Source organism: Kitasatospora sp. Xyl93 (assembly GCF_055383135.1).
Window position 1 is genome coordinate 5,519,790 of record NZ_AP029185.1, and the last position, 24,646, is coordinate 5,544,435.

General features: G+C 74.6%; 19 protein-coding genes. 16 read left to right on the forward strand and 3 right to left on the reverse strand.

Annotated features, from left to right (window positions below; all coding sequences use genetic code 11):
- Positions 1 to 687: 687 nt before the first annotated feature.
- From ACZ5GH_RS24500 to ACZ5GH_RS24535, 8 genes are all read left to right on the forward strand, one after another.
- On the forward strand, positions 688 to 2,814 hold the full coding sequence (locus ACZ5GH_RS24500) for an amylo-alpha-1,6-glucosidase (protein WP_464336861.1): 2,127 nt from the start codon (positions 688 to 690) through the stop codon (positions 2,812 to 2,814).
- Positions 2,815 to 3,063: 249 nt separating this feature from the next.
- Positions 3,064 to 3,822 (forward strand): NUDIX hydrolase, encoded by a 759-nt coding sequence (locus tag ACZ5GH_RS24505; RefSeq protein WP_387759525.1) that lies wholly within the window; start codon positions 3,064 to 3,066, stop codon positions 3,820 to 3,822.
- Between the two features lie 171 nt (positions 3,823 to 3,993).
- Positions 3,994 to 4,272 carry a hypothetical protein gene (locus ACZ5GH_RS24510; RefSeq protein ID WP_464335242.1) on the forward strand — a complete coding sequence of 93 codons (279 nt, stop codon included), beginning with the start codon at positions 3,994 to 3,996 and terminating at the stop codon, positions 4,270 to 4,272.
- 370 nt (positions 4,273 to 4,642) lie between these two features.
- Positions 4,643 to 6,367 (forward strand): ATP-binding cassette domain-containing protein, encoded by a 1,725-nt coding sequence (locus ACZ5GH_RS24515; protein WP_464335243.1) that lies wholly within the window; start codon positions 4,643 to 4,645, stop codon positions 6,365 to 6,367.
- A gap of 3 nt (positions 6,368 to 6,370) precedes the next feature.
- Positions 6,371 to 7,279 carry a hypothetical protein gene (locus ACZ5GH_RS24520; RefSeq protein ID WP_464335244.1) on the forward strand — a complete coding sequence of 303 codons (909 nt, stop codon included), beginning with the start codon at positions 6,371 to 6,373 and terminating at the stop codon, positions 7,277 to 7,279.
- Between the two features lie 186 nt (positions 7,280 to 7,465).
- Positions 7,466 to 8,398: a FadR/GntR family transcriptional regulator gene (locus ACZ5GH_RS24525; RefSeq protein ID WP_387759532.1), complete on the forward strand. Its 933-nt coding sequence runs from the start codon at positions 7,466 to 7,468 to the stop codon at positions 8,396 to 8,398.
- Between the two features lie 629 nt (positions 8,399 to 9,027).
- The gene (locus ACZ5GH_RS24530) at positions 9,028 to 10,674 is read left to right on the forward strand and encodes an RNA polymerase sigma factor (protein WP_464335245.1); all 1,647 of its coding nucleotides are present in this window, start codon (positions 9,028 to 9,030) and stop codon (positions 10,672 to 10,674) included.
- 355 nt (positions 10,675 to 11,029) lie between these two features.
- Positions 11,030 to 11,830: a S1 family peptidase gene (locus tag ACZ5GH_RS24535; protein WP_387759569.1), complete on the forward strand. Its 801-nt coding sequence runs from the start codon at positions 11,030 to 11,032 to the stop codon at positions 11,828 to 11,830.
- Positions 11,831 to 12,081: 251 nt separating this feature from the next.
- On the opposite strand, the gene ACZ5GH_RS24540 is transcribed toward ACZ5GH_RS24535, so the two are convergent.
- The gene (locus ACZ5GH_RS24540; RefSeq protein ID WP_387759535.1) at positions 12,082 to 12,315 is read right to left on the reverse strand and encodes a DUF7455 domain-containing protein; all 234 of its coding nucleotides are present in this window, start codon (positions 12,313 to 12,315) and stop codon (positions 12,082 to 12,084) included.
- A 537-nt stretch (positions 12,316 to 12,852) separates the two neighbouring features.
- Here ACZ5GH_RS24540 and ACZ5GH_RS24545 point away from each other — a divergent pair.
- The 6 genes from ACZ5GH_RS24545 to ACZ5GH_RS24570 all read left to right on the forward strand — a co-directional run bounded on the left by ACZ5GH_RS24545 (position 12,853) and on the right by ACZ5GH_RS24570 (position 20,232).
- Positions 12,853 to 14,964 carry a DNA gyrase/topoisomerase IV subunit B gene (locus ACZ5GH_RS24545; RefSeq protein WP_387759537.1) on the forward strand — a complete coding sequence of 704 codons (2,112 nt, stop codon included), beginning with the start codon at positions 12,853 to 12,855 and terminating at the stop codon, positions 14,962 to 14,964.
- A gap of 156 nt (positions 14,965 to 15,120) precedes the next feature.
- Positions 15,121 to 15,606 carry a DUF1453 domain-containing protein gene (locus ACZ5GH_RS24550; protein ID WP_387759539.1) on the forward strand — a complete coding sequence of 162 codons (486 nt, stop codon included), beginning with the start codon at positions 15,121 to 15,123 and terminating at the stop codon, positions 15,604 to 15,606.
- 193 nt (positions 15,607 to 15,799) lie between these two features.
- Positions 15,800 to 16,933, forward strand: a complete 1,134-nt coding sequence (locus tag ACZ5GH_RS24555; protein WP_464336862.1) for a sensor histidine kinase — start codon at positions 15,800 to 15,802, stop codon at positions 16,931 to 16,933.
- A 142-nt stretch (positions 16,934 to 17,075) separates the two neighbouring features.
- A complete protein-coding gene (locus ACZ5GH_RS24560) occupies positions 17,076 to 17,702 on the forward strand; it encodes a response regulator (protein WP_464336863.1) in 627 nt (208 codons plus the stop codon).
- 326 nt (positions 17,703 to 18,028) lie between these two features.
- The gene (locus tag ACZ5GH_RS24565) at positions 18,029 to 18,454 is read left to right on the forward strand and encodes a DUF485 domain-containing protein (RefSeq protein WP_464335246.1); all 426 of its coding nucleotides are present in this window, start codon (positions 18,029 to 18,031) and stop codon (positions 18,452 to 18,454) included.
- Complete coding sequence (locus ACZ5GH_RS24570; RefSeq protein WP_387759542.1) at positions 18,451 to 20,232, forward strand: solute symporter family protein; 1,782 nt, start codon at positions 18,451 to 18,453, stop codon at positions 20,230 to 20,232. The genes ACZ5GH_RS24565 and ACZ5GH_RS24570 overlap by 4 nt, the downstream gene beginning before the upstream one ends.
- An 89-nt stretch (positions 20,233 to 20,321) precedes the next feature.
- Here the strand turns inward: ACZ5GH_RS24570 and ACZ5GH_RS24575 are convergent, their stop codons facing one another.
- Both ACZ5GH_RS24575 and ACZ5GH_RS24580 read right to left on the reverse strand, forming a co-directional pair.
- Positions 20,322 to 21,008: a response regulator gene (locus tag ACZ5GH_RS24575; RefSeq protein ID WP_359912604.1), complete on the reverse strand. Its 687-nt coding sequence runs from the start codon at positions 21,006 to 21,008 to the stop codon at positions 20,322 to 20,324.
- A complete protein-coding gene (locus ACZ5GH_RS24580) occupies positions 21,008 to 22,603 on the reverse strand; it encodes a sensor histidine kinase (RefSeq protein ID WP_387759543.1) in 1,596 nt (531 codons plus the stop codon). Before ACZ5GH_RS24580 ends, ACZ5GH_RS24575 begins: the two co-directional genes overlap by 1 nt.
- A gap of 337 nt (positions 22,604 to 22,940) precedes the next feature.
- Between ACZ5GH_RS24580 and ACZ5GH_RS24585 the strand changes: the two genes are divergently transcribed.
- Both ACZ5GH_RS24585 and ACZ5GH_RS24590 read left to right on the forward strand, forming a co-directional pair.
- A complete protein-coding gene (locus ACZ5GH_RS24585) occupies positions 22,941 to 23,750 on the forward strand; it encodes an ABC transporter ATP-binding protein (RefSeq protein ID WP_387759544.1) in 810 nt (269 codons plus the stop codon).
- On the forward strand, positions 23,740 to 24,645 hold the full coding sequence (locus tag ACZ5GH_RS24590) for an ABC transporter permease (protein WP_387759546.1): 906 nt from the start codon (positions 23,740 to 23,742) through the stop codon (positions 24,643 to 24,645). Before ACZ5GH_RS24585 ends, ACZ5GH_RS24590 begins: the two co-directional genes overlap by 11 nt.
- The last annotated feature ends 1 nt before the right edge of the window (position 24,646 follow it).

A 24,646-nucleotide genomic window follows, 5' to 3' on the forward strand; every position in this document is an offset into this window, starting at 1 on the left:
CGACCCCCGCACCGTATCCTGGCGGCGGTCGAGCACCGGTTCGACCGCCCCCGTCCGCCCGACCGGACGGCCGACCCCGGCCGACGCCCGGTCCGAGCGGGTCCGACGGCGGCCCGAGAAGCGGAGCGCCGCCCCGCGACCGCGGACGGCGAGGCGCCGGCGGCGAGGCTCCCGATGACGTTCCGGTGGGCGCGGTACGACCACCGAGCGGGGCCGCCCGACCAGCGGCGCAGCGGCGGTGCGTGACCTGGCGGCGGTGCGCGGCGTTGACTCCGGGGGCCTGCGCCCGATTCGGACGGGCCGATCGCCGCGCGGTGCGGACCCGGCCGCCCGGGTGCCGGCAGCGGTCGCGGCCGCGTGCGGCACCACGACCGGCCGCCACCGCGGGGCCGCACGGCCGGGCGGGCGCGGGCCGCGGGGGGGCGTCACCGACAGGTCGGGGCGCCGGACCTGACGCCGTGCCGGGTGCGGTGAAGGGCCCCCGGAACGAAGGCGCGGAGCGCCGGTACCGGCCCGGTACCGAGCACCGCATGGCACGACCCGCCACCGGGTACGGCCAGACACGGCACAGCGCCGGCGGGACGGCCCCGCCGGCCCGGCACCATCAGCACGCGATCGAGCATGCTCGCGGCCCACCGGCCTGACCGGCCACCGGACCGCCGAGGGGAGGAGAGTCCGGTGACCGCCATGAGGCCACCACAGGCCATGCCGGCCGAGAGCGTGGTCGGCGCCCCGCCCAGGCCGGTGGGCCGCCCCGACCAGGCCCCCGGGGCCGGGCCCGCGGGCGTACCGGTCGGCCCGGGCCGCCCCGCGGCCCCACCGCGACCGCAGCCGCCCGCCGTCCACCACGCGGTGATCTGCGTCAACGCCCCGGCGATGGCCGCCTCCGGCCCCGACGGCCAGCTGCGCGGCCACGGCCTGCACGGCTTCTACCGCAACGGCGTCCGGGTGCTGGCCCGGATGGAGCTGCGGCTCGGCGGGATGGAGCCGCTGCCGCTCCAGGGCAACCTGACCAGCATCGCCCAGGCCCGCTTCCTCGGTGCCGTCCGCCTGCCCGGCGACCTCGACCCGGACCCGGCGCTCACCGTCGAGCGGCTGCGCCACGCGGACGGCGTGGAGACCGTGGTCGTGCGCAACACCGGTCCGCGGCCCGCCCGGCTGCCGCTGGAGATAGCCCTCGGCACCGACCTCGGCCCGGTCGCCGAGATCGCCGCCGGGCACCGCCAGCCCGACCTGCCGGGCCAGGTGCAGTCCGCCGGGCTGCGCTGGACGGGCCCGGTGCACAACGCCGTGGTCAGCGCCCAGCCCTCCCCGCACGCCGTCCTGGCCGGCGCCGGCGTGCTCCGCTGGGACCTGGAGGTCCAGCCCGGCGCCCGCTGGTCCGTCGAGCTGCACACCGAGCTGGAGAGCGCCGCCGGCGGCCCGCGCCCGCCGGGCGGCCGCGGCACCGGCGTCCCGCTGCCCTGGTCCGAGCCGGAGGTCCGCAGCGACGACACCCGGGCCGCCCCGCTGGTCTCCCGCTCGCTGGACGCCCTCGGCGGGCTGCTGTTCGCCGACCCGGACCGCCCGACCGACCTCTACCCGGCCTCCGGAGCGCCCTGGCGCTTCGGCCTCGCGCCGGCCGACGCGCTCTGGGCCGCCCGGCTGACCCTGCCGCTCGGCACCCGGCTGGCGGCCGGCACCCTCCGGGCGCTGGCCCGCCGTCAGCAGCTCGTCCCCGCCCCGGGCCGCACCGAGGGCCTGCTGCCGGGGGCCCTGCGCCACGGCGGTCCCGAGCTGCCGCCCACCTGCACCGCCACCGAGGCCACCCTGCTGTTCGTCACCGTGCTGGCGGAGGCCTGGCGCTGGGGCCTGCCCCCGGCGGAGGTCGCCGAGCTGCTCCCGGCCGCCGAGCGGGCCCTGGCCGCCCTGCGCGAGGGACTGGCCGACGGCTTCGTCACCGATCTGAGCCGCCCCGCCGAGGAGCGCTCCGCCCATCCGGTCGCCGCCCGCGCCGAGGTCCAGGCGCAGGCCCACCGCGCCGCCCTGCACGGGGCCGAGCTGCTGGAGGCCTTCGGTCGACCGGGCGCCGAGGACTGGCGCGGCTGGGCCGCCGCGCTGCGCGGGCGCTTCCGCGAGCGGTTCTGGATCGACGACCTGTCCGGCGGCCGCCCCGCGGCCGGGCTGGCCCCGGGCGGCCAGCCGCTGCCCGCCGTCACCTCCTCCCTGGTGCACCTGCTGGACACCGGGCTCGCCGTCGACGGCGGCCGGCACGAGAGCCTGCTGGACCGCGAGCAGACCCGGCTGCTCGCCCAGCGCCTGGTCGCGCCCGAGCTGGACAGCGGCTGGGGCCTGCGCACCCTGAGCGCCAAGTCCTCCCGCTTCAACCCACTGGGGCACCGAGGCGGTGCGGTGCGGGTCCACGAGACGGCGCTGGCGATCGCCGGCCTGGCCGAGGCCGGTCACGAGAACGAGTCGGGCACCCTGCTGGAGGGCCTGCTCGCCGCGAGCACCCACTTCGAGGGGCGGCTCCCGGAGATGTACGCGGGGGAGCAGCGCATCCCCGGCTGCCCGCCGGTGCCGCACCCGGCGGCCTGCCGCCCGGCGGCGGTCTCCGCGGCCGGCGCCGCGCACGCGGTGTTCGCCCTCGCCGGGGTCCGGCCCGACGTCCCGGGCGGCCGGGTGCTGGTCCGCCCGGCCAGCACCGCACCCCTCGGCGAGCTGGAGCTGACCGGCCTGCGGGTGGCGGGCGAGCCCTTCTCCGTCCGGGTGAGCCGGATCGGCGTGGCGATGGTGGAGGAGGCGTCCACGGACCTGCAACTCGTCGCCCACTGAGCCCGGCGCCGCGCGTCGGTGCTCCGGCGTCCGTGAGCGGGCGTCCGTGCTCCGGCGTCGGTCCGTCCGGCACCGGTGACCCGGTGTCGGTGACTCCGGGTCACCGACACCGCGCCTGCCCGCTGCGGTCCCGGCGGGCCGTGCGCGGGCCGTGCGCGGGGCAGGCCGGGCCCGGCGGGCGGCACGGGCCCCTGCGCGGTCCACGCACGGCCTGTGCTTATCGTCAGAGAGACGACTATGATCGTGCCCATGTCGCGTTACGATCCGTCGGCCTTCCCCCCGTTCGCTGTCACGGTTGACCTGGTGGTGCTGACGGTGCGCGACCACTCGCTCTGCGCCCTGCTGGTCAGACGGGGCGAGCCGCCGTTCCAGGGGTACTGGGCGCTGCCCGGCGGCTTCGTCCGCCCGGACGAGGGCCTGGCCGAGGCCGCCTCCCGCGAGCTGGCCGAGGAGACCGGCCTGCGCGCCCACACCGCCCCCGGCCACGACGCGGTCGGCCCCGGCGCGGCCGGCGCCCACCTGGAGCAGCTCGCCACCTACGGCCACCCGCAGCGCGACCCCCGGATGCGCGTGGTCAGCGTCGCCTACCTGGTGCTCGCCCCCGACCTGCCCACGCCCCGGGCCGGCGGCGACGCCAGCGGCGCCCGCTGGGCCCCGGTCGGCGAACTCCTCGGCGGTAACCCGGCCGACGGCGTCCCGCTCGCCTTCGACCACGGTCTGATCCTCGCCGACGGCGTGGAACGCGCCCGCTCCAAGATCGAGTACTCCTCCCTCGCCACCGCCTTCTGTCCGACCGAGTTCACTGTCGGCGAGCTGCGCCGGGTCTACGAGGCGGTCTGGGGCGTGGTGCTGGACCCTCGGAACTTCCACCGCAAGGTCACCGGCACCCCCGGCTTCCTGCTGCCCTCGGGCGGCACCACGACCCGTCAGGGCGGCCGCCCCGCCCAGCTGTTCACCGCCGGCGGCGCGACCGTCCTCAACCCGCCCATGCTCCGCCCGGAGTCCTGAGCCCCGCCGCGCCCATGCCCGGCCCGCCCGGGCCGGGTGCCGTCCCGCCACGACGCGGCCCCGAACGACCGAATGGCCTGGCCTGGCTGCGGTTCCGGGGGCGGCGGCGCAGAGTGTCGATGGACGCTCCGGCCGCCGGGCCGGAGGCCTTCCGGCACAGGGAGCCCCGCGATGGCCACCAACGACTGCGCCAACCGGCGAACCCTCATCGAGGGGCTGGCGGCGGACTACCGGAGCCTGGACGCGACCACCGCCGCCACGGAGCGGGAGCTGGCCGCGTTGCAGGCGGAGCACGCGGCGCCCGAGTCGATCGCCGCCGTGCAGGAACGGCTGGCCGCCGAGCGGGAGCGGCTGGGCGAGATCACGGTCGAGGGCCGCGCCGCGGTCGACGGGTTCCACGCGGTGTGCGCCGGTGAGCAGCTCCCGCCGCCGCCCTGGTCCTCCCGGTAGCAGCCGCGCCCGCACCCTGCGCCGGGCACCGTGCTCCGCCCGGCCGAAGCCCCCGATCGCGCAGAGCCCCCGAATCTTCCGATCCCGCCGAGCGCGCAGCGCCCGCAGAAGTGGCCGAAGCCGCCGACGACACCGATGCCACCGAAGGCGCCGACGCCCCGGAACGGACCGACCGCCCGTGAATCGCAGGATCGGATTGTCCCCTGATCGGGTGAGGTGGGCAGTCGGCTGGCCCGCGCCGTTCCCGTAATGCCCGGAATGGCCGTCGCCGCCCCCTAATGTGCTGGCGCGGAGCCGCGCGGGTGCATGCCCGCCCGTCACGGGTGCTCCGTGTCGAGCAGGTCGGCCGAGGGCATGGGAGCAGCCAGCGATGATCCAGATCACCGGACTGACCAAGGTCTATCGCAGGGGCGCTCCACCCGCGGTGCTCGATCTGACCTTCGACGCCAAGCCCGGCACGGTGACCGCGCTGCTCGGAGCCGAGGGTGCGGGCAAGTCCACCGCGCTGCGGCTGATGCTCGAACTCGAACGCGGCCAGGGCGTCACGCTCTTCGGGGGCCGTCCCTACCGCCGGTTGCGCCACCCCGAGCGCGAGGTCGGGGTGCTGCTGCCCGGCACCGGGGAGGCCGCGGTGGCCGGGCACCCGGGCCGCAGGGCGCGCGGTCATCTGCGGATGCTCGCCGCGGCCGTCGGCGTTCCCGCCCGGCGGGCCGACGAACTGCTGGAGCAGACCCGGCTGGCCGCTGTCGCCGGTCAGCGGCTGCGGACCTTCTCGCCCGGCATGCACCGTCGGCTGGCGCTGGCCGCCGCCCTGCTCGGCGACCCCGGCGCGCTGCTGCTGGACGGGCCCGCCGACGGCCTGTCGCCGCGCAACGTCGAGTGGTTCCACTCCTTCCTGCGCTCCTTCGGCGCCGCCGGTGGAACGGTCCTGGTGACCACCCGCAGCCTGCAGGAGGCCTCGCAGCTCGCGGACCGGGTGGTCACCCTGGATCGCGGCCAGTTGGTGGCCGACCAGCCGGTCGAGGAGTTCCGGCGGACCAGGCTCAGCCCCGAAGTGGCCGTCCGGGGGCCGCAGATGGCGCGGCTGGCGGACCTGCTGACCAGTCAGGGCGCGGACGTGCGGCGGGAGAGCAGCGTGGGCCTCGCGGTGGCCGGCATCGACCGCACCGAGATCGGTGAACTCGCCTACCGCCACGGGATCCTGCTGCACGAGCTGGCCGACCGGGTGGTCGAGCAACCGGCGCCCAGGGTCGTCCTGCCGGTCGGCTCGGGCCGCTCCGGCCACCTCCGCCTCCATCCGGAAGCCGGGAGCGACCCGCGCCCGGAGCCGGCCCGGAAGCCGAGTCCGACGCCGGCCCTCCATCAGGTCCCCGAGCCGGTCGCTGAGCCGGCCGCTGAACCGGCCGCTGAACCGGCCGCTGAACCGGCCGCCGAGTCCGCCCCGGTCGAAGCCGTGCTACCCCCGGCCGAGCCCGCGACGGCCCCTGCCCTGCCCGGACCGGCCATCGCCACCACCTCCGCCTGCGCCACTGAAGCCGGCTCCGTCGCCGAAGCCGCCACCGAGGCCGCCGCCGCCCCCAAGCGCGGCCTCCTCCGCCGCCCCCGGCAGGACGGCTCCCTGCCCGCCCGCGCCCTGCCCGCCGTGTCCGTGGCCGCCGCCCTCCCCGCCGCAGCCCTCCCCGTCCTCGGCTCGGCCGGCCGCCGCCCCGAGCCGACCGCGGAGACCGGGAACGACTCCACCCACCCGTACGGCACCCCCGACGCCGCCGCCGAACCCGCCCCGACCGTCGTCGTCGAGCAGCTCTTCCGTGACGACCCGGCGCCGGTGCCCGCCCCCGCGCCTGCCCCGACCCCGAGCGCGACCTCGGCATCGGCCCTGACACCCGCCTGGTTCCGGCGCCTCGGCCGTCGGATGGGCGCCGACGACCTGCTCACCGACGACACCGTCCGCCTCCGCCTCCCGGCCTCGGGCGCGACCGCCGTCCGGGCTTCCGCCACTCGGACTCCCACGCCCAGCGCCCCCGACATCACCAGCCCCACCACCCCCGCGATCCCCGCAGCCCCCGCCACCCCCGACGACCACCGGAGCGAGTGAACCGTGCGTGTCCTGGCCTACGAACTGCGCCGCTTGCGCGGCCTGCGTTCCACCTGGCTGCTGCTCGCCGCCGTGCTGCTCGGCGACGCCGCCGTGGCCGCCGTCCTGGCGAGCCAGACCACGGACGGCCCGCTGGTGGCCCCCATCGGGGCGCGGCTGCTGACCGCCGCCGTCCCACTGGTCCCGCTGCCCTTCGCGGCGCTCGGCGCCGCGGTGCTGGGCGCGCTGTCGTACGGGCACGAGGTGCGCTACCCGGGGCTGCCGGCCTCGCAGGTGTCGTACCCGCGCCGGGTGCGGCTGCTGCTGGCCAAGCTGCTGGTGATCGGCCCGCTGGCGGCCGCGCTGGCGCTGGCGACCCTGCTGCTCGACGCGGTGGCCGTGCACCTCGCGCTGCCGGACGGCGTCACCGTCGAGGCCTGGACGGATCCGGACGCGCTGTCGGACGGGGTGTCCGGGGTGCTGACCGGTGTCGGGGTGTCCGGGCTGTCCGACCTGCCGGGTGCGTTCGCCCCGCTGGGGCTGGCGGCCGGCCACGGAGTGCCCGCCGCGCTGCTGGCCTTCGTCCTGCTCACCGTGGCGGCGGGCTGGACCGGGGTGCTGACCGCCTCGCTGACCCGCGGCGCCGCCGCCGGGGTGCTGCTGCTGTGCGCGCTGCCGCCGCTGCTGGAGTCCGGCGCCGCCCTGCTGCTGCGCCAGACCGGCAGGCCGTGGCCGACCCGGCTGACCGACCTGTTGCCGTTCCAGTCCGGGATCGAGTGGGCCTACGGCAGGGTGTACGGCGGTGGTTCGTACGAGGAGACGGTCGACGGCGCGGTATTGAGCGATCCGGCCCTGTTCGCCGCGGTCGCCGCCCCCGCGGCGCTCCTGCTGCTCGCCGCCCTGCTGGTCCAGGCCCGCCGCCGCGCCCTGTAGGCCGCCCCGCGCGGGACCTGCCCACGCGGAAGCCGCGCCCCGGCCGGGCCGCGTTCCGCCATCCCGAGCGCTGCCCCTCCGGTGCGGTCCTGTCCGGGAATTCCAAGATCGACCAGCAGTGACCGTATTGCGCGTTTCGTCCTGATAAGAAGTCAATTATCCAGTCACGGCCGATCACCCTTTCGTGTGCTTTTCACGAGAATTCTCAAGCCACGCCTGCGGATCGCCGACAAAGGAGGCGTGAGTACCCTTGCGCACCCCACCATGACCCCCGCCCGTTCCGCCGATGGGTCCATCCACGGTCCCGGCGACCTGGACCGCTTCTCGTACGCCGACCGGCCGACCCCGCCGGCGCCCCGCTGGGAGGGCGCCGAGTCCGACATCGCCAGGGTCGGCCGCAAGACCACCAGCAGCCGCGGCCGCGGCCTGCACGGCCAGCTGGTCCAGCAGCTCGGCCAGATGATCGTCTCCGGCGACCTCGGTGCCGACCGCCCGCTGGTGCCCGAGGAGATCGGCCAGCGGTTCGAGGTCTCCCGCACCGTCGTCCGCGAGTCGCTGCGCGTCCTGGAGGCCAAGGGCCTGGTCAGCGCCCGGCCGAACGTCGGCACCCGGGTCCGCCCGGTGAGCGACTGGAACCTGCTGGACCCGGACATCATCGAGTGGCGCGCCTTCGGCCCGCAGCGCGACGAGCAGCGCCGGGAGCTGTTCGAGCTCCGCTGGGCGATCGAGCCGCTGGCCGCCCGGCTCGCCGCCGGCCACGGCCGGGAGGACGTCCAGCAGCGCCTGGTCGAGCTGGTCGAGATCATGGGCCACGCCGCCTCCCAGGCCGACCTGTCCACCTACACCCGGGCCGACGCCGAGCTGCACGGCCTGATCCTGCAGATGGCCGGCAACCGGATGCTGGAGCACCTGTCCGGGATCGTCGCCTGCGCGCTGCAGGTGTCGGGCGGCCCGGCGATCTCCTGCGAGCGGCCCTCCGAGTCCTCGGTCGGCCTGCACGCCCGGCTGGTGGACGCGCTGGGCGCCGGCGACGGCACCGCGGGCGAGGCCGCGATGCGGGCGCTGCTCACCGTCCACCCCGAGATCGAGCCGTCCGTTCCCGCGCCCAGGGAGCACTGAACGGGCCCAGGAAGCGCTGAACGGGCTGTCCACGAGCGGAGGCGCCGGACGGCGGCGGTCCGCTCCGCCGGGCCCTCCGGCCGCACCGCGCGGCGCAGCCGGAGGGCCTTCGCATGCCGTCGGCGCGGGGCCGACCCCGGGAAGGTCTCGAGCTGCGGGCGGCCGGGCCGTGGGGAGACCGCGAGCCGGGGGAGACCGAAGGCCGGGAGCCGCGGGCCGGCGGAGGCCGCGGGCCCGGGGGGCGAGCCGGTGAAACACCGGCCCGGAAATCGGGCCGCGGAAAGCCGGGCCCCATTCGAGGGCTTGTTCATGACAATGGTTTGCCGCGCGAGTGCGCGATGATGGAAGCGGCCCCGGTTGCGGACGCCGGGTGGTGTGACCCGCGACACGAAGGCCATGCGTAACACTTGACGAGTAGCAGCGATGTGTCCTGAGCGGAAGCAGCTCCGGAATACTCCAACATGTCAGAATGCTGTGTTGGTCCGCGGCGCTGCTGCCGTCCTGCAAACCCAGTCCTCAAGCCCGAGTCGGTCGGAATCGACACCGCGCGCCCGGCGCGCGATCTCCTTCCCCGCCCGCTCGGGCGGCCGGTACGGGTTCGAGTCCACTCATCGTCCGAGAGGTTGTTCGTGTCGGCCAGCACATCCCGTTCGCTTCCCCCCGAGATCGCGGAGTCCGCAGCTCTGCTGGCGCTCATCGAGCGGGGCAAGGCCCAGGGGCAGATCGCCGGTGACGACGTGCGCCAGGCGTTCGAGGCGGACCAGATCCCGGTCACCAAGTGGAAGAACGTCATGCGCAGCCTCAACCAGGTGCTGATTGAGGAGGGGGTGGACCTCATGGTCAGCGCGGCCGAACCGGCCGGCGCCAAGCGCAAGAGCGTTGCTGCCAAGAGCCCCACCAAGCGCACCGCCACCAAGGCTGTCACCACCCGGACCCCGGCCGCCCCGTCGGCCCCGACCAAGCCGCCCGTGCGGATCGCCCCCGGCGCTCCCGTCGCGGCTCCGGCCGTCGCCGCCGCGGCGGCCCCGGCTCCCACCGTCTCCGCCGACATCACCGTCGAGGAGGCGACCGGCCTCGTCACCGAGGTGAAGGCGGCTCCCGCGAAGAAGGCCGCCCCGGCCAAGAAGGCCGCGGCCAAGAAGACCGCCGCGCCGGCCAAGAAGGCCGCCGCCAAGAAGACCGCCGCCGGCAAGGCCGCCAAGGGCGACGAGGAGCTGCTCGGCGAGGAGGAGCTGCTCGAGGACGTCGCGCTGCCCGGTGACAAGGCCGAGGCCGAGGGCACCAGTCCGGAGGAGGAGTCGGAGGGCTTCGTCCTCTCCGACGACGACGAGGACGACGCGCCGGCCCAGCAGGTCGCCGTCGCCGGCGCCACCGCCGACCCGGTCAAGGACTACCTGAAGCAGATCGGCAAGGTCCCGCTGCTCAACGCCGAGCAGGAGGTCGAGCTCGCCAAGCGCATCGAGGCCGGTCTGTTCGCCGAGGACAAGCTCTCGGCCGCCGACAAGCTCGCCCCGAAGCTCAAGCGCGAGCTGGAGATCATCGCCGAGGACGGCCGCCGGGCCAAGAACCACCTGCTGGAGGCCAACCTCCGCCTGGTGGTCTCGCTGGCCAAGCGCTACACCGGTCGCGGCATGCTGTTCCTGGACCTGATCCAGGAGGGCAACCTCGGTCTGATCCGTGCGGTCGAGAAGTTCGACTACACCAAGGGCTACAAGTTCTCGACCTACGCCACCTGGTGGATCCGCCAGGCGATCACCCGCGCCATGGCCGACCAGGCCCGCACCATCCGCATCCCGGTGCACATGGTCGAGGTCATCAACAAGCTGGCCCGCGTCCAGCGCCAGATGCTCCAGGACCTGGGCCGCGAGCCCACCCCGGAGGAGCTGGCCAAGGAACTCGACATGACCCCCGAGAAGGTCATCGAGGTCCAGAAGTACGGCCGTGAGCCGATCTCGCTGCACACCCCGCTGGGCGAGGACGGCGACAGCGAGTTCGGTGACCTGATCGAGGACTCCGAGGCGGTCGTCCCGGCCGACGCGGTCTCCTTCACCCTGCTCCAGGAGCAGCTGCACTCGGTGCTGGACACCCTGTCCGAGCGCGAGGCGGGCGTGGTCTCGATGCGCTTCGGCCTGACCGACGGCCAGCCGAAGACGCTGGACGAGATCGGCAAGGTCTACGGGGTCACCCGTGAGCGCATCCGCCAGATCGAGTCGAAGACCATGTCGAAGCTGCGCCACCCGTCGCGCTCCCAGGTGCTGCGCGACTACCTGGACTGATCGACGGCAGTCGTTCCACGCGAAGGCCCGGGGCCGCACGGCTCCGGGCCTTCGCGGCTGTCCGGGCCCGGCCCGTCGTTCTCCCGGCCTGCCCGGGCCCGGACGCGCTGGCGTCCGGCCCGTCAGCGTCCGGGTGGTGGTTGTCCCTCGTCCGGGTGGCGGCGCGGCGGTAAGCGGTCGCACCGTGTAGCCGGTCACCTACGCTGTGCCGGTTGCCTGCTACCGAGCCCCTGGAGTCACGGTGCCGACCGAGCCGGACCGCACTGACCTGCCGACGTCCACCCCGTTCCCGGCGGGCCCCGCCGACCCGGCCGATCCGGCCGAGGTCCGGGCGGGCCGGCGCCGCAGGGCCGCCGTGCTGGCGCTGCTCGCCGCCGTGCCCGTCCCGCTGGTCGCCCTCGGCACCGCGGCGCCGGCCGAGGCGCAGCGCCGGGTGGTCGGCGGCACCGCGGCGAGCACCGCGGACCACCCGTGGATCGTGGCGCTGTCCAGCCGCCAGCAGTTCGGCAGCGGCCGGTCCGGCCAGTTCTGCGGGGGCGCGCTGGTCACTCCGACCAAGGTGGTCACGGCCGCGCACTGCTTCTACGACGAGTCCAAGGGCCGGGTGGATCGGCCGGGCCTCAAGGTGATCGTCGGCCGGGACGACATGCGCGGGACGGCCGGGCGGGAGGTGGCGGTGCGGTCGGTGTGGGTCCACCCCGACTACTCCTTCGCCGCCAACATGAACGACGTCGCGGTGCTCACCCTCGCCGAGTCACAGGGCGCCCGGCCGGTGGTCGAGGTGGTCGGCCAGGGCGAGACCGCGCCGTACGCGGCCGGGACGACGGCGCAGGTGTACGGCTGGGGGGACACCACCGGGCGGGGCGACTACTCGCCCACCCTGCGCGGGGTGGCCGTGCCGATCGTGCCGGACCACGCCTGCGCGCAGGCGTACCCGGGCGGGCAGGACGGGAAGTTCGACGCCCGGGGCATGGTCTGCGCGGGCGAGGAGCGGGGCGGCAAGGACGCCTGCCAGGGTGACAGCGGCGGCCCGATGGTCGTCGACGGCCGGCTGGTCGGCCTGGTGTCCTGGGGGACGGGCTGCGCCGAGGCGGGCCACCCGGGCGTCTACACCAGGGTGTCGTCGGTCGCGGACGCGGTGCGCTCGGTCCTGTGAACGCCTGCCCACGCGCTGTGCCCGGTGCCGCCCGGATCGCGGTGGGTGAGCGGTCGGTCACGTGCTGATGCCGGGTTCTGACGGAGCGTCGGCCGCAAGGGCCCGGGCCCTCGCGGGGGCCGGGAGCACGCGCCGGGTACAGCAGAGCCGGGCGGCCGGCCCCCGAAGGGGTCAGCCGCCCGGCCCACCGGTCGCGCGCGGTGCGCGACCGGACACAGCTCGACGCCGGCTGCTGGTTTTGGCGCCCGGTATCAGCGCTCTTCGTCCGCGGCCGTGGCCGCGTCCGTCGTGGTGAGACGGCCGCTCTCGTCCTGTATCTCCACGGCGATCTTCTTGAGCTCGGGCTCGAACTTCCGGCCGTGGTGGGCGCAGAAGAGCAGCTCTCCGCCGCTGGCGAGTACGACGCGCAGGTAGGCCTGGGCGCCGCAGCGGTCGCAGCGGTCAGCCGCGGTGAGCGGGCTCGCAGGGGTCAGAACAGTAGTCACGTCGCCTCTTCTCTAGCTCGACGAGCTGTCGTACCAGGGTCAACATCCAACCAGGCCGAAAACGTTCCCGCTCGTGGCTTTCTTCTCTGAGGATTCTGCTGTGTTGATGAGGACGTGCCCCGGGCGCCGGTGGTTCATGCGTGCCGAATCCCGGGATCCGCCCCTCGCTCGAACGCCCGATCGGGATCGGGTACGAGGTCCGCGTAGCATAATCCTCTGCCGGGTTGGAGCATAAGCCCCGTCCCGGGCCCCGGTAGCCTGCATAACGGCAGTTCCGGAGCCTGCGCCGGGCCCCACGATCCGCCAGGACCGGTGGTACCGGGAGGAGATGGCGCCCCCGGGGTCCGCACCCGGGTGCGGTGCTTGTTCGCGCAGCGCGTACAAGCTGCGCGGGGCCGACCCGTCGTGCTGCGCACCCGGAGCAGGGGGTCGGGCACGCAGGGCGACGGATGTCGGTGCCGCGTGCTGCACTGGCGTTTGGTCCGGATGCGTCCGGATGTGACCGATGAGACAGAACTTCACCGAGGAGAGTGCCGCGTGAGTGCCGAAACGACCGTGCCGTCCGCGCTGCTGGCCGGCGACGACGGTTCCAACTACACCGCGCGGCACCTGCTCGTCCTGGAGGGGCTGGAGGCGGTCCGCAAGCGCCCCGGCATGTACATCGGCTCGACCGACAGCCGCGGTCTGATGCACTGCCTCTGGGAGATCATCGACAACTCCGTCGACGAGGCGCTGGGCGGCTACTGCGACCGCATCGACGTCGTGCTGCACCCCGACTCCTCGGTCGAGGTCCGGGACAACGGGCGCGGCATCCCGGTCGACGTCGAGCCCAAGACCGGGCTGTCCGGCGTCGAGGTCGTGATGACCAAGCTGCACGCCGGCGGCAAGTTCGGCGGCGGCTCCTACGCGGCCTCCGGCGGTCTGCACGGCGTCGGCGCCTCGGTGGTCAACGCGCTCTCCGCCCGCCTCGACGTCGAGGTCGACCGCGGCGGGCACACCCACGCGATCAGCTTCCGCCGCGGCACCCCCGGCATCTTCACCGAGACCAGCCCGGACGCGCCCTTCGAGCCCGGCAACGGCCTGACCAAGGCCCGCAAGGTGCCGAAGACCCGCACCGGCACCCGGATCCGCTACTGGGCCGACCGGCAGATCTTCCTCAAGGACGCCCGGCTCTCCCTGGAGACGCTGCACAGCCGCGCCCGGCAGACCGCCTTCCTGGTCCCCGGCCTGACCATCGTGGTGCGTGACGAGCGGCTCACCGAGAGCGAGCAGATCGAGGAGTCGGTCTTCCGCTACGACGGCGGCATCGCCGAGTTCTGCGAGTTCCTGGCCCCCGACAAGCCGGTCTGCGACGTGCTGCGGCTGCGCGGCGAGGGCACCTTCAAGGAGACCGTGCCGGTCCTGGACGACCTCGGCCACATGACCCCCACCGAGGTCACCCGCCACCTCGGGGTGGACATCGCGCTGCGCTGGGGCGCCGGCTACGACACCACGCTGCGCTCCTTCGTCAACATCATCGCCACCCCCAAGGGCGGCACCCACGTGACCGGCTTCGAGCGCTCGCTGGCCAAGACGGTCAACGAGGCGCTGCGCGCGGCCAAGCTGCTGCGCGTCGCCGAGGACGACATCACCAAGGACGACGCCACCGAGGGCCTGACCGCGGTGGTCACCGTCCGGCTCGCCGAGCCGCAGTTCGAGGGCCAGACCAAGGAGGTGCTCGGCACGTCGGCGGCCAACCGGATCGTCGCCGCCGTCGTCGCCAAGGAGCTCAAGGCCTTCCTCACCTCGGCCAAGAAGGACGAGAAGCTCCAGGCCCGGGCCGTGCTGGAGAAGGTGGTCGCGGCCGCCCGCACCCGGGTCGCCGCCCGGCAGCACAAGGAGGCCCAGCGCCGGAAGACGGCGCTGGAGACCAGCTCGCTGCCGGCCAAGCTGGCCGACTGCCGCAGCGACGACGTCGACCGCAGCGAACTGTTCATCGTCGAGGGGGACTCCGCGCTCGGCACCGCCAAGCTCGCCCGCAACTCCGAGTTCCAGGCGCTGCTGCCGATCCGCGGCAAGATCCTGAACGTGCAGAAGGCCTCGGTGAGCGACATGCTCAAGAACGCCGAGTGCGCCGCGATCATCCAGGTGATAGGGGCCGGCTCCGGCCGCACCTTCGACATCGACCAGGCCCGCTACGGCCGGGTCATCTTCATGGCCGACGCCGACGTCGACGGCTCGCACATCCGCACCCTGCTGCTGACCCTCTTCCACCGCTACATGCGGCCGATGGTCGAGCAGGGCCGGGTCTTCGCCGCCGTGCCGCCGCTGCACCGGATCGAGCTCACCAACCCCAAGCGCGGCCAGGAGAAGTACCACTACACCTACTCCGACGCCGAACTGCGCTCCACTCTGCTGGAGTTCCAGCGCAAGAACCTGCGCTGGAAGGAACCGGTGCAGCGCTACAAGGGTCTGGGCGAGATGGACGCCGACCAGCTGGCCGAGACCACCATGGACCCGCGCCACCGCACGCTGCGCCGGATCAACCTGGGCGACCTGGAGCAGGCGGAGAAGATCTTCGACCTGCTGATGGGCAACGACGTCGCCCCGCGCAAGGAGTTCATCGTGGACTCCGCGGCAACCCTGGACCGCTCGCGCATCGACGCCTGACGCGCACTCCGTCCGCGCGGGGCCTCCACCCACGGGTGGAGGCCCCGCGCGGACGCGTTCCACCCGGGGTCCACCCCGGCTCCGATCAGCGGGAACCGGCGCGTCCGTAGCGTCGGAGAGGTCAGTGACCAGCCCTCTCCCGGACGGAGAAGTCCGATGACCACCCTCGCCAACCTGCTCGTGATCGCCGTCGTGGCGGTCCTGGTGGTCCGGCGCCAGATGCGCGCCCAGCGCCTGGACACCGAGCGCCGCTTCTGGGTGCTGCCGCTCGTCCTGGGCGCGCTCGCGCTGCGGGACCCGCAGATCGTCGACCACCGGCACGCCGCGCTGTCGGCGGTCCTGCTGGCCGCCGGGCTGGTCGCGGTGCTCGGGACGGGAACGGCCTGGGGCTGGACGGTTCGGCTCTGGAGGACCGAGGACGGCTCGGTCATGGCCAAGGGCACCAGGGCCACGGTGGCCGCCTGGATCGGGATGGTCGTGGTCCGGATCGGCCTGTACGGGATCGGCGCCGCGTTGCACGTCCACCAGTCCGGCAGCTCCCTGATGCTCGGCATGGCGGTCCTGCTGCTGGTCCGCTCGTTCGTGGTCAACTGGAGGGCCCGGGCGCTGGAGCCCGCGCCGCCCGTCGCCGCCGTGCACTGAACCGGGTGGCTCCGCGGCCGTACGGACCCGACCCGAGCCGCTGACCCGAGCCGCTGACCCGAGCCGCTGACCCGAACCCTGGCCCGCGGCCCCGATCCGCACCCCCCGCCCGCTGACCCGACCCACCGCCGTGAACACCGAGGAGGCACCCGTGGCCGGGTGGTACTGGACCCGCTGGCCCTCCCGCGAGGGGATGGACCGCGAGGCCGAGAGCCGGCCGCGGCGGGTGCTCACCGTGCTCGGCCGGGGCGTGCTGCTGGTCACCGTCGTCTGGGGGACCTTCGCCGACGGCGGGTTCGCCGGCTGGGCGGCGGTGGCCGCGGCGGCCGGACTGGCCGCCGCCGTCGGGCTCTGCGCGGCCTTCCTGCGGGCCACCCGGGAACAGCGCCCGCTGCCCGCGTACCTGCTGGCCGGCGCGGTGCTCGGCGCCGCCTGGCTGGCCGACAGCGGCCGGGCGACCCTGCTCGCCGACGTGCTCTGGTACGGCCTGGCGGTGATGTCCCTGGTCCGGATGCCGCCCGTGCCGGGCCTGGTCACGTCGGCGGCCTCGCTGGCCTCGTACGCGGCGGTCACCACGGCGAGCTGGCTCAGCGTCGCGGCCACCGTCGGCGGGATCACCCTGCTCGGCTACCTGCTGCGGCTGGACGTCGAGGCCCGCGGCACCTCCCGCCGGCTGCTCGCCCAGGAGCGGGCTGCCCGGGCCGCCGAGGCGGAGAGCGCGGCGCTCGCCGAACGGGCCAGGATCGCCCGGGAGATCCACGACGTGCTCGCCCACAGCCTCTCCGCGCAGCTCGTCCACCTGGAGGCGGCCCGGCTGATGCTGGACGCCGGGACGGACCGCGAACAGATCCGCGAACGGGTCGTCGCCGCCCGGCGGATGGCGCAGGACGGGCTGGTCGAGACCCGGCAGGCGCTGTCCGCGCTGCGCGGGGAACTCACCCCGGTCGGGGAGTTCCTGGTCGAGCTGACCGGACGGGAGCGGGCCGCCCTCGTCGTGTCCGGCACGCCCCGGCCGCTCGCCGCCGAGGCCTCCCTCGCCGTGCGGCGCACCGCGCAGGAGGCGGTGACCAACGTCCGCAAGCACGCGGCCGGCGCCCGCTGCTCCGTCGAACTGCGCTACCTGGACGGCGCGGTGGAGCTGGAGGTGCGCAACGCCCGGCCGCCGCGCGGCCGGTCCGAGGGCGAGGGGGCGCCGGCGGAGCTGGCCGCCAGCGGCAGCGGGTACGGTCTGCTCGGAATGCGCGAACGCGCGGAACTGCTCGGCGGCTCGCTGGTGGCCGGCCCGGAGGACGGAGGGTGGCGCGTGCTGCTGCGGGTGCCGGAGTGAGTGGGAGCGGCGAGGCCGTCGTCGGAGGGCGCGCGTTCCGCGGAGCGACCGCCGGGCGCGGCGGGGTGGGCGCGTGAGCGAGCCGGAGGTGACCAGGGTGCTGGTCGCGGACGACCAGACGGTGGTGCGCGAGGGAATCGTGATGCTGCTGGGGCTGCTGCCCGGCATCGAGGTGGTCGGGGCCGCGGGGGACGGGGAGGAGGCCGTCGCCCTGGTGGAGCGTCATCACCCGGACGTGGTGCTGATGGATCTGCGGATGCCGCGCTGCGACGGCGTCGAGGCGACCCGGCGGATCCGCGCGGCGCACCCGGGGACCGAGGTCGTGGTGCTGACCACCTACGCCGACGACGACTCGCTGTTCCCGGCGCTCCAGGCCGGGGCGCGCGGCTACCTCACCAAGGACGCCGGCGCCGAGGAGATCGCCCGGGCCGTCGCGGACGTCCGCTCGGGCGCGGCGGGGCTCTCCCCGCAGGTCCAACTCCGGCTGCTGGAAAGTCTTTCGGAGCAGCGCGGCGGCGCCGGACCGGGCGCCGAGCGGCCCGGCGCCCGGCCGGAGGAGCTGCCCGACGGGCTGACCGCCCGGGAGGCCGAGGTGCTGGCGCTGATCGCCGAGGGGCTGTCCAACGCCGAGATCGCCCAACGGCTGTTCGTCAGTCAGGCCACCGTGAAGACCCACATCAACAATCTGTTCGCCAAGACCGCGGTACGGGACCGGGCGCAGGCGGTCGCGTACGCGTTCCGACACGGAATCACCAGGACGCAGCAGTAGTCGGATGAGCGTCTGTCGGATGATCGATCACCTCATCGAGTGAACGTATCTGCGATGGTCAGGGGCGCTCTCCAAGGGCCGCCATCATGGTTCGGGTCAGAACATCCGGCCGTCCAGGAGCAGCAGTGCCACAGCAGCAGACGAGCAGTCCCGGCCCGGGACAGCAATTCGACTGGTGGGCCGCTCCGGCCGCCGGCATCCCCGTTGAGTCCGCCGAGCCATCGGCTGCGCACCTCCGAACGGCGGTACCGGCGCAGTCCGGCCCCGCCCGTACGGACCACGCCCGCACGGCCCAGTCGGCAGAGGCCGTCGCCGGGTCGGCGGCCGTGGGCGCGCCCGTCCACGGGGCCGCCGTCGAGCCGTTCGCCCAGACCACTCCCGCCGATCCCGAGGACCCGGCCCGCCCGGGCGAGCCGCTCGCCGAGGAGCCGGTCGCCGACCGCACCGAGGTCTACCGGGCGGTCCAGGCCAGCGCCGCCTTCCGGGAGATCCGCCGCAGCTACCGGACCTTCGTCTTCCCGATCACCGGTGCCTTCCTCGCCTGGTACCTGCTGTTCGTCGCCGCCCAGGCCGGCGCCCCCGACCTGATGCGCAGGACGGTGGCCGGCCCGCTCAACGTGGCCTGGCTGCTGGGGCTGCTGCAGTTCGCCACGACCTTCCTGCTCACCTGGCTCTACGCCCGCAACTCCCGGACCAAGCGCGACCGCGCCGCCCTGGGCCTGCGCTGGGACACCCAGGACCAACTGCGATGACGACCGGAATGCTCACCGTGCCCACCGACGCGGCCAAGGCCGCCGTACAGACCGCGGTCCAGACCGTGTCGACCGCCACCCCGCCGCCCGTCGCCCCCACCGGCGACCACCACTCGCTCGCCATCGCGCTGTTCGCCGTGGTCGTCCTGGTCACCCTGGGCGTCACCCTCTGGGTCGGCCGCCAGGGCAACGCCGCCGAGGACTTCTTCGCCGGCGGCCGCGACTTCACGCCGCTGCAGAACGGCTTCGCGCTCTCCGGGGACTACCTCTCCGCCGCCTCCTTCCTGGGCGTCGCCGGGCTGATCGCGCTGTACGGCTACGACGGCGTGCTCTACAGCGTCGGCTTCCTGGTCGCCTGGCTGGTCGTGCTGATGCTGGTCGCCGAACTCGTCCGCAACGCCGGCCGGTACACCCTCGCCGACGTGCTCGCGCTGCGGCTGCGCCGCCGCAAGGTGCGCGCCGCGGCCGGCGGCGCCAGCGTCGTCGTCACCCTGCTCTACCTGGTGGCCCAGATGGTCGGCGCCGGCTCGCTGGTCGCCCTGCTGCTCGGCACCGGCAGCCCGCACGCCCGCACCTGGACCATCATCGCGGTCGGCGCCCTGATGATCGTCTACGTCACCATCGGCGGGATGCGGGCCACCACCTGGATCCAGATCATCAAGGCCTTCCTGCTGACCGGCGGTTCGGTGCTGCTCACCGTGCTGCTGGTGGTCCGCTTCCACGGGGACCTCGGCGAGCTGATGCGCCAGGCCGCCCAGCACAGCGGCGCCGGGCACCACTACCTGGAGCCCGGGCTCAAGTACGGCGGCAGCATCACCAGCCGGCTGGACTTCGTCAGCCTCGGCCTGGGCCTGGTGCTCGGCACCGCCGGCCTCCCGCACATCCTGTCCCGCTTCTACACCGTGCCCACCGCACGGGCCGCCCGCCGCTCCACGATGTGGGCGATCGGCCTGGTCGGCAGCTTCTACCTGATGGCCATCGTGCTCGGCCTCGGCGCCACCGCGCTGATCGGCTCGGCCGAGGTGCGGCACGCCAACTCGGCCGGCAACACCGCCGTCCCGCTGCTCGCCCTGTCGCTCGGCGGCGGCAACGGGAGCACCGGCGGGGTGGTGCTGTTCGCCCTGATCTCGGCGATCGCCTTCGCCACCATCCTCGCCGTGGTCGCCGGGCTGACCCTGGCCTCCTCGGCGGCCTTCGCCCACGACATCTGGGCCGGCGCCTGGCGCGCCCGGCCGGCGCGCGAGCAGGTGAAGGGCAGCCGCGGTCGGCGCCGTCGGGGCGAGAGCGTCCCGGCCTCCCGGTCGGGGAAGGAGTCGACCTCCCAGGTCAGCGAGCAGCAGGAGGTGGTGGTCGCCCGGATCGCCGCCGCCGGGATCGGGGCGACGGCGATCGTGATCAGCCTGTTCGCCCAGCACCTGAACGTCGCCTTCCTGGTCGGCCTGGCCTTCGCCGTCGCCGCCTCCTCCAACCTGCCGGTGCTGCTGTTCAGCCTGTTCTGGTCGCGGTTCACCGCCCGGGGCGCGGTCTGGGCGGTGTACGGCGGGCTGGTCCCGGCGATCGTGCTGGTGTGCTTCTCGCCGGTGGTGTCCGGTTCCGCCGAGGCGCTCTTCCCCGGTCTCGACTTCCACTGGTTCCCGCTGGAGAACCCGGGCATCGTCTCCATCCCGCTCGGCTTCCTGGCCGGCTGGATCGGGACGGTCACCTCGTCCGAGCCCGCCGACCCGGACCGGTTCGCCGAGCTGGAGGTCCGTGCCCTCACCGGTGCGGGCGCGGCCTGAGCCGTCGCGCCCCGGGGAACCCCGGCGGGCCTGGGGCCGCCGGGGTTCCCCCCTGTCCGCCCCCGGGCCGGGGCCGGGGGCGGTGGGGCTCAGGCCCGGGCCGCCAGCCCGTAGCGGTGCTCCGGGCGGCCGGTGTCGCCGTACCGCAGGGTCAGCCGCAGCCGGCTGTCCCGCTCCAGCTGCTTGAGGTAGCGCTGCGCGGTGGAGCGGCTCAGCCCGGTGGCGTCGGCGACCTCCTGGGCGGACAGCGGCCGGCCGGCCCGGCGCAGTACGCCCATCACCAGGTCGGTGGTGGGCGCCGAGTGGCCCTTGGGGAGCGTCCCGGCCGGGGCGGCGGCGCTGCGCAGGGTCGCGAACAGCCGGTCCACCTCGTCCTGGCCGGCCTCCCGGGCCGGGGCGGCGAGCGCGTGCCGCAGCTGCGCGTACGCCACCAGCTTCTCCCGCAGCCCGGCGAAGGTGAACGGCTTGACCAGGTACTGGAGCGCACCGTGCTGCATCGCGGCGTGCACCGTCGACACGTCCCGGGCGGCCGTCACCATCATCACGTCGCAGGCCACCTGGCGTTCCCGCAGCCGGCGCACCAGGGCCAGGCCGGTCTCGTCGGGCAGGTGGTGGTCGAGCAGCAGCAGGTCCACCGGGCGGCGTTCCAGGGCGGCCAGCGCCTCCCCGGCCGAGTGCGCGGTGCCGGTGACCCGGAAGCCCGGGACCTTGGCCACGTAGGCGGCGTGCACGTCCGCGACCCGGAAGTCGTCGTCCACCACGAGTACGTCGATCATCACGCCTCCGCGAGCTGAGTGGTGAGCAGGGCCTCGGGCAGCTCGACGGTGAACCGGGCGCCGCCGAGCGGCCCGGTGTCGAGCACGATCCGGCCGCCGGTCCGCTCGACCAGCCGCCGCACCATCGCCAGCCCCAGCCCGCGCGGACGGTGCGCGGGCGCGTCCTTGCTGGTCCACCCCTCCTCGAAGACCTGCTCGCGCAGCGCCTCCGGCACCCCCGGGCCGCTGTCCGCGACCTGCAGCAGCAGGGTCGGGCCGGCCGCGGCCAGGCTCACCTCCACCCGGCCCCCGCCGCCCGCGGCCAGCGCGTCCACCGCGTTGTCGACCAGGTTGCCGAGCACCGTCACCAGCGCCCGGGCGTCCACCACGGTGTCCGGCAGGTGCGCCGCCGGGGCCAGCGTCAGCCGCACCCCGCGCTCGGCCGCCACCGAGGTCTTGCCCGCCAGCAGCGCCGCCACGTGCGGGTCCCGCACCTGCTCGGCGATCCGCGCGGCGACCACGGCGTGCGAGCCGGACTGCTCCGAGATGAACGCCACCGCCTGCTCGTGACGGCCCAGCTCCAGCAGGCCCAGCAGGGTGTGCATCCGGTTGGCGTGCTCGTGGTCCTGGGCCCGCAGCGCCTCGGTCAGGCTGCGGGTGGTGTCCAGCTCGCGGACCAGCGACTCCAGCTCGGTGCGGTCGCGCAGGGTCACCACGGCGCCGCCCTCGGGCGTGGCCGTCCGGTTCACCACCAGTACCCGGTCGTCCCGTACGGCCGGCAGGTCGGCGCCGGCGATCCGCCCGGCGAGGACGTCCGCCAGCCGGCCCGGTGGCAGCACCGCGCCGATCGGGCGGCCGGTGCAGTCCTCCGGCAGGCCGAGCAGCCGGACGGCCTCGTCGTTGGCCAGCCGGATCCGGCCGCGCTCGTCCAGTGCCACCATGCCCTCGCGGATCCCGTGCAGCATCGCCTCCCGCTCCACCAGCAGGGCGGAGATGTCGGCCACCGCGATGTTGTGGGTGCGGCGCTTGAGGCGGCGGGCCAGCAGGAGGGTGGCGAGCGTCCCGGCGGCCAGGCCGGCGCCCGCGCACAGCAGGATGCCGGTGAGCATCTTCAGCAGCCGGCGGCGGATCGAGTCGTCGCTGATGCCGACCGAGACCTCGCCGACGATCCGGCCGTCCGCCGTCCGCAGCGGCACCTTGCCGCGGGCGGTGCGGCCCAGGGTGCCCTGCTGGATGGCGGTGACACTGCGGCCGCTGAGGGCGGGCTCCGGGTCGGTGCTGACCCGCTGGCCGATCCGGCCCGGGTCGGTGTGCGAGAGCCGGATGCCGTCCAGGTCGGTGACCACCACGAAGCTGGCGCCGGTGGCCAGCCGGATCTGCTCGGCGTTGCGCTGCGCGGCCACCACGTCGCGGCCGGCGGCGGCCCGCGCGATGCTCTCGTCGGTGGCGGTGGCCTGGGCGATCGACAGCGCCCGCTGCATCGCGTCGTGGTCCAGCTCGCTGCTGACCGGGGCCAGGAACAGTCCGGCGGTCACGGCGGTGACACCGACGGTGACGACGGTCTGGCTCAGCAGCAGCTGGGCGAAGACCCGACGGGGTCCGCGGGGGAGCTTCATCCGGGCCTCCTCTCGGCGGCTTCGGGCGGTTCTGCGCAGGTGGGCGGGCTGGGACGGGGCGGGACTCAGCGGGACGGGGCGGAACGGGACGGGGCCGGTCGGGGGAGGGCCGGCGGCCGGCGGGGGACGGGCCGGTGGGTGGGGGACCGGCGGGACGGGGTCGGGACACCCTACGTTTCGGGCGTGTTTCTGTCAGCCGCGTCCCCGCAGTTGTAGCGCAAGCAAAACGAGCAGAACACCCCTCTATGCGGAGAAGTCGCACTACGCGGAGAAGGCTCCCGCCGGGGCCGGGCCCGCTCCTACCTTTCCGGGGCAAGCACAGACCCGGGAGGATCGAATGAGCACAACCCCGGCGATCGAGCTGACCGGCGCGACCAAACGGTTCCGCACCCCCTCCGGGGCGCTGCACACCGCCGTCCGCGACCTCGATCTGACCGTCGCCCAGGGCGAGTTCGTCGCCGTCGTCGGCCCCACCGGCTGCGGCAAGTCCACCACGCTGACCCTGGTCAGCGGCCTGGAGGAGCCCACCGAGGGCGAGGTCCTGGTGTACGGCGAGCCCGTGCGCGGGATCGACCCCAAGGTCGGGTTCGTCTTCCAGCAGGACGCCGTCTTCCCCTGGCGCACCGTCCTGTCCAACGTGATGGCCGGCCCGCGCTTCCGCGGCGTGCCCGCCGCCGAGGCCCGGGACCGGGCCCGGGACTGGCTCGGCCGGGTCGGCCTGGCCGCCTTCGAGGACCGCTACCCGCACCAGCTGTCCGGTGGCATGCGCAAGCGCGTCGCGCTCGCCCAGACCTTCGTCAACGACCCGGCGATCCTGCTGATGGACGAGCCGTTCTCGGCGCTGGACGTGCAGACCAGGGCGCTGATGTCGGACCAGCTGCTGGAGCTGTGGGCCGGTACGGGCTCCTCGGTCGTCTTCGTCACCCACGACCTGGACGAGGCCATCGCGCTCGCCGACCGGGTCGTCGTCATGACGGCCGGACCGGCCACCGTCAAGGAGGTCTTCACCGTCGACCTGCCGCGCCCGCGCACCGTGGAGGCCGTCCGGCTGGAGCCGAGGTTCGTCGAGCTGTACCGCGAGATCTGGGCCTCGCTCGGCGAAGAGGTGCGCATCACCCGGGAGAGAGGAGCGGGTCGTGCCGCTTGAGACCGCGTCCGAGTCCGTACCCGAGTCCGCGCCCGCGTCCGGGCCGGCCGCCGGCGGGAAGCCCCCGGCCGCCACGACGAGGACCGAGGCCCGCGAACGGGCCGCACGCAACCGGAGGCTGGGCGTCTACGCGGCCCGGGTCGCGGTGCTGCTGGCCTTCCTCGGGCTGTGGGAGGTGTGCGCCCGCACCGACGTCATCGACCCGTTCAACTTCTCCCAGCCGTCGAGGATCTGGGACCAGATCTGGCAGTGGACCACCCACGGAACCGCGCAGGGATCGCTCGGCGAGCAGATCGGCTACACCCTCTACGAGGCGCTCACCGGCTGGGTGATCGGCGTCATCGGCGGCGTGCTGCTGGGCATCGCGCTCGGCCGGATCCGCTTCCTGGCCGACGTGTTCGGGCCGTACATCAAGGTGCTGAACGCCATCCCGAGGATCGTGCTCGCGCCGATCTTCCTGATCTGGTTCGGCCTTGGCCCGGCCTCCAAGGTCGCCTCCGCGGTGGTGCTGGTGTTCTTCCCGGTGTTCTTCAACGCCTTCCAGGGCGCCCGCGAGGTGGACCGCAACCTCGTCGCCAACGCCCGCATCCTGGGCGCCGACAACCGCAGGGTCACCCTCCAGGTGGTCATCCCCGCGGCCACCACCTGGATCTTCACCAGCCTGCACGTCAGCTTCGGCTTCGCGCTGATCGGCGCCATCGTCGGCGAGTACATCGGCGCCACCAAGGGCCTCGGCCTGCTCGTCGCGGCCGCCCAGGGCACCTTCAACGCGGCCGGCGTGTACGCGGCCATGACCATCCTCGCCGTCGTCGCGCTGCTCACCGAGGGGCTGCTGACCTTCGCCGAGAAGAAGCTGTTCCGCTGGAAGCCCGCCGACGCGGGCGACGGGCGCTGAA